Source organism: Mucilaginibacter sp. (assembly GCF_039935595.1).
In the GTDB taxonomy this organism is placed as follows: Bacteria; Bacteroidota; Bacteroidia; order Sphingobacteriales; family Sphingobacteriaceae; genus Mucilaginibacter.
Genome location: NZ_JBDTJZ010000136.1, coordinates 1 through 12,052 on the forward strand (window position 1 = coordinate 1; position 12,052 = coordinate 12,052).

The 12,052-nt window shown below is 40.9% G+C and carries 10 protein-coding genes; 6 read left to right on the forward strand and 4 right to left on the reverse strand.

All coding sequences use genetic code 11. The annotated features are described in order from the left end of the window. The first annotated feature begins 139 nt into the window (after positions 1-139). Both ABI367_RS09200 and ABI367_RS09205 read left to right on the forward strand, forming a co-directional pair. The gene (locus ABI367_RS09200; protein ID WP_462227051.1) at positions 140-1,624 is read left to right on the forward strand and encodes a DUF3943 domain-containing protein; all 1,485 of its coding nucleotides are present in this window, start codon (positions 140-142) and stop codon (positions 1,622-1,624) included. A gap of 251 nt (positions 1,625-1,875) precedes the next feature. After that, the gene (locus tag ABI367_RS09205) at positions 1,876-2,127 is read left to right on the forward strand and encodes a hypothetical protein (protein WP_462227053.1); all 252 of its coding nucleotides are present in this window, start codon (positions 1,876-1,878) and stop codon (positions 2,125-2,127) included. 42 nt (positions 2,128-2,169) lie between these two features. Here ABI367_RS09205 and recO read toward each other — a convergent pair whose 3' ends face one another. Continuing rightward, on the reverse strand, positions 2,170-2,895 hold the full coding sequence (gene recO / locus ABI367_RS09210; protein ID WP_462227055.1) for a DNA repair protein RecO: 726 nt from the start codon (positions 2,893-2,895) through the stop codon (positions 2,170-2,172). Further along, positions 2,885-3,253 carry a diacylglycerol kinase family protein gene (locus ABI367_RS09215; RefSeq protein WP_462227057.1) on the reverse strand — a complete coding sequence of 123 codons (369 nt, stop codon included), beginning with the start codon at positions 3,251-3,253 and terminating at the stop codon, positions 2,885-2,887. The genes recO and ABI367_RS09215 overlap by 11 nt, the downstream gene beginning before the upstream one ends. Before the next feature lie 219 nt (positions 3,254-3,472). Here ABI367_RS09215 and ABI367_RS09220 point away from each other — a divergent pair, with 219 nt between their 5' ends. From ABI367_RS09220 to ABI367_RS09235, 4 genes are all read left to right on the forward strand, one after another. After that, the gene (locus ABI367_RS09220) at positions 3,473-4,249 is read left to right on the forward strand and encodes an SDR family NAD(P)-dependent oxidoreductase (protein WP_462227059.1); all 777 of its coding nucleotides are present in this window, start codon (positions 3,473-3,475) and stop codon (positions 4,247-4,249) included. Between the two features lie 115 nt (positions 4,250-4,364). Next, positions 4,365-7,748: an isoleucine--tRNA ligase gene (gene ileS, locus ABI367_RS09225; RefSeq protein ID WP_462227061.1), complete on the forward strand. Its 3,384-nt coding sequence runs from the start codon at positions 4,365-4,367 to the stop codon at positions 7,746-7,748. Next, positions 7,748-8,131, forward strand: coding sequence for a TraR/DksA family transcriptional regulator (locus ABI367_RS09230; protein ID WP_462227064.1), 384 nt, complete (start codon positions 7,748-7,750; stop codon positions 8,129-8,131). The genes ileS and ABI367_RS09230 overlap by 1 nt, the downstream gene beginning before the upstream one ends. Next, positions 8,132-8,737, forward strand: a complete 606-nt coding sequence (locus tag ABI367_RS09235) for a lipoprotein signal peptidase (RefSeq protein ID WP_462227066.1) — start codon at positions 8,132-8,134, stop codon at positions 8,735-8,737. Positions 8,738-8,797: 60 nt separating this feature from the next. On the opposite strand, the gene ABI367_RS09240 is transcribed toward ABI367_RS09235, so the two are convergent. Together ABI367_RS09240 and ABI367_RS09245 are read right to left on the reverse strand one after the other, a co-directional pair. After that, entirely contained in the window at positions 8,798-10,708 is a 1,911-nt protein-coding gene (locus ABI367_RS09240; RefSeq protein ID WP_462227068.1) for an autotransporter outer membrane beta-barrel domain-containing protein, read from the reverse strand. A gap of 97 nt (positions 10,709-10,805) precedes the next feature. Next, positions 10,806-11,876 carry an acyltransferase family protein gene (locus ABI367_RS09245; RefSeq protein ID WP_462227069.1) on the reverse strand — a complete coding sequence of 357 codons (1,071 nt, stop codon included), beginning with the start codon at positions 11,874-11,876 and terminating at the stop codon, positions 10,806-10,808. Positions 11,877-12,052: the final 176 nt, after the last annotated feature.

The following is a 12,052-nucleotide window of genomic DNA, read 5'->3' on the forward strand; positions in this document are numbered from 1 at the left end:
CGCAAGCGTCACCGCTTGTGGTTTAGTAATAATGCAACAATTGTATCGTCCTAAAATAAGATACGGCAGTCAAATTTCATCCCCAATACAAACAAAATCCCCCCCTTTAAGTTGCTATGGTAACCTGCCGTTCCAAAATATGATTACTGCATTACCTCAACTTACCTTGATACGCCGCCGCTTACTCATTAAACTAACGCGCATTGCGGTGGTGCTTTTAGTTTTTATTGGTTTGGGTAAAACCGCCGCTGCACAGCAAATGCCGTTTATACAGGATGTTGACAGCGCCAAACTTAAAGAGGTACCCCTGCCCCCGCGGCCGTTGTCGCGCAGGCAAATAGCTATTGCCGAAAACAAAAAGCGGCCCGGCCGCGCCCTCATAGAGTTTATTGGTGCCGAGCTTACCCCCTTTGTAATTGATAACAACATCCGCCAGGTTGACTATACCCATATATCATGGAATACCGTGGGCCATAATTTAAAACCCAGCAGCTGGGAGTGGGATAATGATAATTTTCAAACCAACCAATTTGGTCACCCGTATCATGGCAGCCTATTTTTTAGTGCTTACCGTGCCAATGGCTATAGTTTTTGGCAAGCCGCCCCAGCTGCAATGGTAGGCAGCTACCTTTGGGAAACCTTCGCCGAAAATCAGGCACCCGCGCCAAACGATTTTATTAATACCAGCTTCGGCGGTGTAGTTTTGGGCGAGATGACCTATCGGCTGGCCAACAAAATTGTAAATAACAATAAGCAGCGCGGCGCCAAACATATAGCAACCGAAATTTTTGGCTTGCTAATTAACCCCATGAATGGCCTTAACCGCCTGATGGATGGCAAATGGACCAAATATAACTACAGCCCCGCCGACCGTGACTCGTCAAAAATAACGGCCGAGTTTGATATAGGCCTGCGTAAATTTAGTGTGGGCAATAACAATCCGCTGCACGACGGGCATTTTGGCTGGTATGGCCGGGCACGGCTGTTATATGGTTCGCCTTACCAGGACTACCGCAAGCCCTTCAGCAATATTTCTATCATGACGGAATTTGGCAAGGACGATAGTACCGTAGTAAATACCCTCAGCGTTTACGGGTCGCTTGCAGGGTGGCCCATACGCTCAAACGGGCGTTTTCAGCACCTGGCTATTTTATCAGCCAATTATGATTATATACATAACTCCGCTTTTTTTTATGGGGGACAAAGTGTTAATATAAACCTATATTCCAAAATGGAGCCTATAAACAAGCTGCAGTTAAATACCGCGCTTAGTGCCGGCGCTATCCTGTTGGCTGCTATACCCAGCCAATATTTATACCATGGTCGAAATTATGATTACGGACCGGGCCTTAGTGTTTCAGGCAGCGGCGGCTTAAATGTAGCTGATAAATTTTTCTATAGTATTAACTACCGTGGCGGATGGATAAAAACCATAAATGGCAATTCATCTCATTACTTTTTGCATGCTATAACCAACGAGGTAAGCTACCGGTTTGCGAACAATATTTCGCTATGTGCCGAGTCAGGCTACTTCTTTTTAAATGGTCATTACTCTACCCGCCCGCAGGATACCAAGCGATATCCCTACCTTCGTTTCTCTGTACGCTATACCCTTAATCCTTAAATAGTTATTAACATTGGGGATGTTTAAAAATTGATGTGTTAAAATTGGTTAAAAATTAGACTGTTAACTCTATAGATTATATATTTGAATAATTGTTATGTTATCGATACTAATCAATTGTTCTTTATGGTAAATAATAAGTCAGTTAATTAGCAAAGGAGGCCCACAAGCCTCCTTTGTTGTTTGGTGTATTTATTAAAATAATAAACATACGCCTGTTTATAGTGTTATTTAAACAAAAACACTAAGCCATGAACGAAACTCAAGATAAAACCCCGGCAGAAAAAGATGGGAAATATGAATTTAAACTTTCGTACGCCGAGCGCGAACTAACCTGCCAGGTAGAAAAGGACCACGATATACTACACGTTCACCTGGAAAATAATATGGATGCCACCCTTAAAATTAATGCCGATGGCTCCATAACGCAAACTGATGGCGCAAGTCTGCCACAGTCAAGTATTGATTTTATTAAAAAGCACATATTTGGCACCGCAGCTTAAAGATATAGATTTACGAAGTTTTTAAAAACTTCGTAAATCTTACTAACTCAATACCTCTTCCAAAATCTCGTGCGACCTTACATAGCCAAATCCTTCAATATGCATGGCGTAATATTCAAGCAGTTTGGATAACAGGAATCGCCGCTCGTCATTAGCCAGTTTTAGTTGCGGCAGGGTTTCAAAACTACTTAACAGCAATTTATTAAAGTTTTGGGTATGCGGGGGCGATAAATAATTAAGATCAGGCTTATAACGGGTAAATGTGCCGTTTTTCATATCAAAAAACTCTGCATCACCCACGGCCGGGTATTTATCGGGATAAAAGCCGAGATAACGTGTAAGTCGCACTAAAAAAAACAGATGGAAATTAGCCAGGCCTGTTGTTTGGTGGTCAAGCCATTCTATCGCGTTAAAAACAAAATCAAATAAATTTTCGTCGGCTGTTTGCTGTTTAACGGCTTTGTAAAGCACCTCGTTTAAAAAAATAACCAAGCTGCTTTTTATGACATCATAAGGGATGGATTGCAGCTGGGGCGCATTTTTTAATTCGGCAATGCGTTGTACAGCACCGTTGGTTTTATGGTAAACCACCATGTCCAGCAAATGCAGGGGCTGCAGCATATTGCGGCTTATTTTGGCCTTGGGCTTTTTTACGCCATTAATGAGGTATGATTGCAGCCCAAACTTTTCGGTAAAAACCTGCACAATAACGCTGCTTTCGCCATAATCTGTAGTTTTAAAAACAATGCCCCTGGTTTTATGCAGCATGTTGTATTAACAATTGCAGTTTGGGTAAAAAAATGATGATACCGGTTGCCAGCGCAAAAAAAGCGGTTATTAATACCGCACCGGCACTTATATCCTTTACGTGCCCGGCCAGCTTATTGTATTCGGGCGATACCAGGTCGGTTAAAAACTCAATGGCGGTGTTAAACAATTCGGCAGTTAAAACCAATGCCACACATAGTATTATCCATTGCCATTCGTTAACGGATATATGCAAAGCAAAGCCCAAAAACACAGCTAAAAGGGTTGCCACCAAATGGACGCGGAAATTTAACTGGGTTTTAGCGGCATAGCCAATGCCCTTAAAAGCGTAACCAAAACCGCGAATGAATTTTTTCATGGTGCATCAAATTTAATGAAAATTCAACCACTTTTACCCTCCTGTAATCGCTACGCTCTACATCATCCCTTCGCCTTTGGCGGAAAGAGGGTTATTGCCGTAAGTTAAACCCCTCTCTAGCATAGAGAGGGTGGCCGAGCGAAGCAAAGGTCGGGTGAGTTAATCGCGAACTTTTCAAACCATAACCAATCAACACGGTTTAACCAATATCTTTACATCATGGATTTAAAGCTTAACAACAAAGTAGCCATCGTACTTGCCGCCAGCAAAGGCTTGGGCAAAGCCATAGCAACAGCTTTGTCCGCCGAAGGCGCCAAAGTTATTATAGGCTCGCGTAATGAAACAGAACTCAACAAAACTGCCGCCGAAATACAACAACTTACCGGCAACGAGGTAATTGCTATCCCTGTTGATGTAACTGATATTGAGCAAATAAAAACCTTTATACAAAAAGCAGCGGACGCTTTTGGCCGAATAGATATTTTGGTGAACAACGCCGGAGGACCACCATTTGATAAATTTGAAAACTTTGATGATGATGCCTGGCAACAAGCGTTCGACCTTAATTTAAGGAGCGTTGCCCGTGCAAGTCGTTTAGCGCTGCCTTACCTGCAAAAAAGCGGCAGCGGGCGCATCATTAACTTAATAAGCGTATCGGTAAAATCGGTGTTGGCCGGTTCGGTACTGTCAACCACTATGCGTATGGGTGTAGTTGGGATGGCTAAAATGATGTCGGACGAGTTTGCACCCTACAATATCACCGTTAACAACGTTGCGCCGGGTACCATGCTTACCGACCGCATTACCAAAACGGTACCTAAAGGTGCTGATATAGAAGAAAATTTAAAAAAACGTGCCGAAAATATCCCCTTGCGCCGCATTGGCAAGCCCGAGGAGTCGGCCGCGGTGGTTACATTTTTAGCTTCAGAACAGGCAGCATACATTACAGGAGCAACCATACCGGTTGATGGCGGGGCCAGTCGTGCCATATATTAGCAATATATTAACCAAACGTGGCGTATTAGCTTCATTTTCATCCCATCAAATGGAAAAAATCATTTTAAATTTCCCTATTTTTGCAACCTCTAAAAATTGAGGTGAGGTAATATTGATGTACAAAGAATATAAACAGTTAAACCTATCGCAAACGGGCAAAGACGTACTGGAGTTTTGGAAGAAAGAAAAAATCTTCGAAAAAAGCATCAGTAGTCGCCCGGCGGATAACCCATACACTTTTTACGAGGGGCCGCCGAGCGCTAACGGTATGCCCGGTATTCACCACGTTATGGCGCGTGCCATTAAAGATATTTTTTGCCGTTACAAAACCTTAAAAGGTTACCGCGTAGAGCGTAAAGGCGGCTGGGATACACACGGCCTTCCTATTGAGTTAGCTGTTGAAAAGGCATTAGGAATCACCAAAGACGATATCGGCAAAAAAATTACTGTAAAAGAATATAACGACGCCTGCCGCAAGGAGGTAATGCGCTATACCGATGTTTGGAACGACCTTACCGAAAAAATGGGTTACTGGGTTGATCTGGAAGACCCGTACATCACCTATAAAAACGAATATATCGAGTCGCTTTGGTGGATACTGAAGCAATTGCATACCGCTGGATACTTATACAAAGGCTATACTATACAACCTTATTCGCCAAAATCGGGCACCGGCCTTAGCTCGCACGAGTTGAACCAGCCGGGCACCTACAAAATGGTGAAGGATACTACCATAACCGCGCAGTTTAAGGTTAAAAGGGATCAGGATTCGGCGTTTTTATTTGAAGGCATTGATACCGATGTTTTCATTTTAGCATGGACCACTACACCCTGGACATTGCCGTCAAACAGTGCATTAGCCGTTGGCGAAAAAATAGATTACGTTAAAATAAGCACCTTTAATCCTTATACTTTTACACCTATAACGGTTGTATTGGCAAAGGACCTGGTGGGTAAGTTATTTAAAGCGGATGGTGAAAACGCATCTTTTGAAGATTATAAACCCAGTGATAAAATTATTCCGTGGGCTATAAAAGGCACTTATAAAGGCGCTCAATTGGTAGGCATACACTACGAACAATTATTACCATATGTAACCAACGCCGACCTGGAGAAAAATGCGTTCCGCGTTATCCCCGGCGATTTTGTGACTACCGAGGATGGTACAGGTATAGTACACATTGCCCCAACCTTTGGCGCGGATGACTTTAGGGTAGCCAAAGAGGCGGGTGTACCAGCCATCTTGGTACAAGATGAAGCGGGTAAAGATGTGCCACTTGTAGATAAGCAGGGACGTTTTGTTGAGGAAGTGACTGACTTTGCCGGACGCTACGTTAAAGAAGAATATTACAATGATGCCGAGCGCGCCGAAGAGGGCTTTAAGCCAACGGATGTGCTCATCTCTATTAAATTAAAAACAGAGAATAGAGCCTTCGACGTAAAAAAATATGAGCACAGCTACCCGCACTCGTGGCGCAGTGATGAGCCTATTTTATATTATCCGTTAGATAGCTGGTTTGTGCGCACCACCGCCGTTAAGGATAAAATGGTGGAGCTAAACAAAACCATTAACTGGAAACCCGAATCAACCGGAACGGGCCGTTTTGGCAACTGGCTGGAAAATTTGGTTGACTGGAACTTGTCGCGCTCACGCTTTTGGGGTACTCCGCTACCTATATGGCGCGAGGAAAATGGAGGCGAAGAAATTTGCATCGGATCAATAGAAGAGTTACAAATAGAGATAGGCAAAGCCGTAGCCGCAGGGTTTATGCCGAAGGATTTTGACCTGAGCGACCTGCACCGGCCGTATGTTGATGATATTATATTACGGTCATCAACCGGCAACCGTATGTACCGCGAGCCTGATTTGATTGATGTTTGGTTTGATAGCGGTGCCATGCCTTACGCGCAATGGCACTTTCCGTTTGAGAACAGGGATGAGTTTAAAAAATCATATCCTGCTGATTTTATTGCCGAAGGGGTTGACCAAACCCGCGGCTGGTTTTTTACGCTACACGCCATTGCGGTAATGCTTAGCGAGGCCAGCGACGAGATCAAAAAAATAAACGCCGAAGTTGGTAATAAAGGTATCGCGTTTAAAAACGTGATATCAAACGGTTTGGTGCTTGATAAAAACGGCAACAAAATGTCAAAACGTTTGGGTAACGGCGTTGACCCTTTTGAAACTATTGAGCAGTTTGGTGCCGACGCCCCACGCTGGTATATGATAAGCAATGCCGCGCCGTGGGATAACCTAAAATTTAATACCGAAGGTATTGATGAGGTGCGTCGTAAGTTTTTTGGCACGCTGCATAATACGTACAGCTTTTTTGTAATGTATGCCAATATCGACAAATTCACGTACAGCGAAGCTGAAGTTGATTTATCAAAACGGCCCGAAATTGACCAATGGATCATATCGCTTTTAAATACCTTAAGCAAGGATGTTGATGCTTTTTATGCCGATTTTGAGCCTACCAAAGCTGCCCGCGCCATACAGGATTTTGTGGACGCGCATTTAAGTAACTGGTACGTACGTTTAAGTCGCCGCCGCTTTTGGCGGTCAGACAATTCGGATGATAAGATTTCTGCTTACCAAACGTTGTATACCTGTTTGGTTACCGTTGCCCAGTTAATGTCGCCAATAGCACCTTTTTTTGCCGACCGCCTGTATAACGACCTGAATAGCATAACCCACAAAGAAGCGTTTGAATCAGTGCACCTGACAGCCTATCCGGCTTATGATGATAAACTGGTAAACCCGGCATTGGAAGAGCGTATGCAAATGGCGCAGGATATATCGTCACTTGTATTATCGCTACGCAAAAAGGTAAGCATTAACGTGCGCCAGCCTTTAAGCAAAATATTGCTGCCCATACTGGATAAAAATTTTAAAGCCCAGGTTGAACAGGTAAAAGAGCTAATACTATCTGAAACCAACATTAAGGATATTGAATATATAACCGATACCGCCGGTTTTGTCAAAAAGAAAATAAAACCAAACTTTAAAGTGCTTGGCGCCAAGGTGGGCAAGGATATGAAAGCGGTTGCCGAAGAAATAAATAATTTAGATCAGGATAGTATCGCTAAATTGGAAAACGATGGAAGCATCCAACTGCAAACTGCCAACTACCAACTGCTAACTGCTGATGTAGAAATTATAGCCGAAGACGTGCCCGGATGGCAAGTTGCAAATTTAGGCAAACTAACCGTAGCTTTAGACGTTACGATAACCAACGAATTGAAACAGGAAGGTATATCGCGCGAATTGGTTAACAGGATACAGAATCTGCGTAAAGCGAAAGAATTTGACGTAACCGATAAAATAAACGTAAGGTTAAGCGATGTGCCTTTTATTACCGAAGCGTTAAATAATAATTTATCATATATTTGCGCCGAAATTTTAGCCGATACAATAGTGCTTGATAATCAGTTAAATGAAGGCGAAATTATCACCATTGATGAAAACGAAATAATTATTGCTATTAATAAAGTATAATGAAAGTAGAAAACGAAAAAACCAGGTACAGCGACATAGAGCTGAAAGAATTTAAAGAGCTGTTGCTGGATAAATTAAGCAGCGCCAAAGAAGAGTTGAACGCTTTGGCAACATCATTAAGCTCGCCAAACGCAAATGGCACTGATGATACGGCAGGTACTTACAAAACATTGGAAGACGGATCAGCCACGTTGGAGAAAGAACAGATCAATCAATTAGCGGCCCGCCAAAAAAAGTTTATTGAGCAGTTAGAAGCAGCTTTGGTACGTATTGAAAATAAAACTTACGGTATTTGCCGCGAAACCGGTAAACTGATACCTAAAGAGCGTTTACGCGCCGTGCCGCATACCACTTTAACCATGGAAGCTAAACTAAAGCAATAAATGAAGGCTGCTTATATCAAACCTTTTTCTGTTGCTATTTTAATTATTATTATTGACCAGCTTGTTAAAACCTGGGTGCGCACCCACATGCTGCTGGGCGAAGAGATCCACTTTTTGGGTAGCCGCGGCATGTTACATTATACCGAAAATAACGGCATGGCCTTTGGTATGGAGTTGGGTGGCACGTTTGGAAAACTACTGCTAACGCTATTCCGCATTGTGGCTGTTTGTGGTATTGGCTACGGTTTATTTTATTTGATACAGCATAAATACCATCGAGGCCTTATCATGAACGTGGCATTAATATTTGCCGGAGCCATGGGTAATATTCTCGATTCTACTTTTTATGGAGTGATTTATCAGCGCGAGGCCCTTTTTCATGGTCGTGTGGTTGATATGTTTTATTTCCCGTTATTATCTGGCAACTTCCCTACCTGGCTGCCCATTTGGGGTGGCGAGGATTATGTGTTTTTCAGGCCGGTGTTTAACGTGGCCGATTCGGCAATTTCGATAGGCGTAATTTTAATATTGCTATTCCAGAAACACTATTTTAAACAGGAAACACCAGTTGAGAGCAACCCCAACAGCGAGATAGTGGAGGAATAATTTGAAACTGTTATATATTTTAAACGGCCTATAGCTATATAGCTATAGGCCGTTTTGGTTTTAATTGGTTTTTAACCAGTTAGTACCGTCACTTTCTAATATATACCATACCGTATTGGTAAGTGTAGTAATAGTGGTATTGGTGGCATCCTTTACCGTCCCGCTAAAACTCCATTTAAATGAAGCACTTGTATTTTGGTTCCATATTTTGATGATTTTACCAGTATAGTTGGAAGCAGCAGGCAATGTAACTACACGGTTTGCAGTTATAACGGGTAATTTAACAAGCTGACCTGCACTGGTTATTGTATATGCTGCATTAGTGGCCGTTTTCACAACATCAGCTAATATTTGCTGGTCGCCTCCTGGCCAGTTGTTCCCTATAAATATTGTGTTCGTAAATGTGCTTAAACTTACAACTGCATTAGTACCCAAACTTTTATTATTAATAAATTTAGTAGCATCAACAGCATTGCCATTACCATCATAAGTATAAACAGTGCCGCTTACCCCGTTACAGTTTACCACATTATTTTCAATAAGTGTACCCGCATGAGATACACTTATACCAAATTCGGTACCGGCACCGCCCGAAGCAGATTGTACGTATATAATATTGTTATTGGCCACCCTAATATAACCTTTAATCGTAGTTATTGATGGTGTATAGGTAGTAATAGCAGTACGACCAGTAGCCGTGGGCACTGTTAATATCAGGGTATTGCTTGTAATATTAATAGCAGGATCTGCTCCATTAGTATCTATCGAAATCCCTGCGCCTACATAGTCTTTTATTGTATTTCCTTGTATATTAACATACACGTTAACATCTCCCTGTGTTCCAATGCCTGTTAAACAGCCAATAACATTATTATTGGTTATAGCCATCGCCAATATATAATCAGTTGTTGAACGGCCAGTTAAACAATTAACAAATATCCCTATTTGCCCTCCGGTGGTATCTTTAATTGTATTATTATCAATTATTATTCCACTTGCGGTTTCAGACTCCACGCCATAAATTGAGAACCCGGTAATTTCATTACCGGTAACCTGTGTTTTTATACCGGCTGCGCTTATACCCATACCCTGTCCTAATGCCGGGGCCCCCGGTGCCTGGCCTGAATTTAAAATAACATTATTGCTTATTATGGTTCCTATGATTTCTTGTTGATCTTCAATACCAGACCAACCTGCACTAATAACAATATTATTGGTTACAATATTTCCAAAACAGGGGTTTGAAGGACTAGCATTGCCCGTACCTTGCAAACCATCTGTAGATGCGTTATATATGAAATTGCTATCGCAGGTATTATATGAGGCCGCATTCTCGGCATATTGAATACCAACTGTATAGCATTTATTATTCAATACCTTATTGTATATGGATGTAGCATTTCCACACCAAACAGCATAGGTATCAATATCATAAGCAAAAGTAAATTGAAAAGTACAAAAGCTAACTTCACAATGGTCGCCTGTTACTTTAATAGCTGCCGCCCCATAGGACGCTAAACTTGGAAAACCTGTTGCTGATGGTTTAAATGTAATATTCGTTATTAAATTATTGCTGTTTGAAAGAATGAAATAACGCATATACGTAACCAGATCGCCAGTTGGGGAATTACCACAGGCAATGGTGGCATTATTAACACCCCGCAATTGCACGTCAGAAGGCATAGTTATAGTTGTATTTATAACATATTGCCCGGGCGAGCCATCAATAACCACTTCACTATAAGTATTTAATGCCGTTTGTAGCGCAGTCGTTATATCTGCATTGGCGGCCGCAATTAACACAAAAACCGTTTGATTGGCTTTTGAATTTAATTGTGTTTGGATTGAACTCGTGGGATCGTAATATGTTTTAGTAATGCCATTAACATTATCTAATGTTAAAACTGGTGTTGTTGTTCCGTTAACTACCGATATATCGGTGTTAGCAGATGATACTGATGTAACTGCCATGATAAGATTTATTTAGGGTTAAAATTTCCTAAAGTTATTACTTATCTGTTAACTCAGATTATCTTTTAAAAAAAATTTATGTTAATATCGCCATTTTTCATTTAACAATACCCTGCCTTTTTAACAGTAAATTATTAAATACAGGTTGCATTTTTATTTCTAATAAATAAGCAGTTAAAAATGCAAGTGCAAGTCTGATTAAAATCGCCAAATATGGGTTTATGAATGCCGGCATATTTAAACTTAGTAACACATAATGGCTAACATATAAGCCGTATGAAATTGGTGCAATTTTTTCAAACCATCCTAACAATGCATCAAATCCTTTTAGTTTGGTTTGCCACCAGGTAAGTCCTGCAAGAATTAATATAATAGACATGAAGTAATTCCGGAAAGTTATTATGGGATATTCTATCGGGTGTAAATATCCGCCATATAATAATCTCCATATAAACGGAACAGAGGTAATTATCGTCATTACACCTAATGACCAAAATACGGGCTTAAGCGTCTCAAAGGTAAACGTTTTGTATTTTAAATAAACCTGGGCACAGGCTACACCTGCCCACCATAATGAAAAATACGCTACAACTAAAAATAAATGGTTGGGAAAAACCATATACAGCAGCCAGCCACACATAGAAATACCCAAAACCACATAAGTTGATGATATTTTTATTGTGTTTTCTTTAATAAAGAAAACATATATCGGGTAAAACAATAAATAAAAACTCCATTCATAAGACAATGACCACAAAGGCCAGTTCTCTAAAAACGGCAATGTAAAGTAGCCCGGCCTACCGTCAAGGTCTTGCAACATAAATAAATTACCTATAAATGTTCGTCCATCTTCCATAACAAAATGATGCTGATTTATGAAAGCTACAACAATTGATATAATGAAAGTGATAATTAAAATAGGATATATCCTAACAAATCGTTTTAAAAAGTATTTGGGAAAATCTATGGTGGTACTTCGTGAAACTGATAAGTAAATCACAAATCCTGACAATAAAAAGAACATAGTCACAGCTTCTTGTCCAAATCTAAAAGGCAAGCGTACAATTGCCGGTGCTGAGTTTTTAACTATGTCAAAAGTAAACACATGGTTAACAACTATATATAGGGCTGCAAAACCTCTCAGAGCCTCCAGTTTTTTAAATTTCATTAATTGATATAAGGTATTAGCTAAAATATACTGTTAGTGATAAAGATATATATAATTGGTGTTAACTTTAAATTTTCGACTATAACAGCATGGTTGTGTAACAGTAAAGCCCTGCATTTGAATAAATGCAGGGCTTTACCGGGTTGTGTGTTAAAAGTTATTGTTGTGGCTGTGCT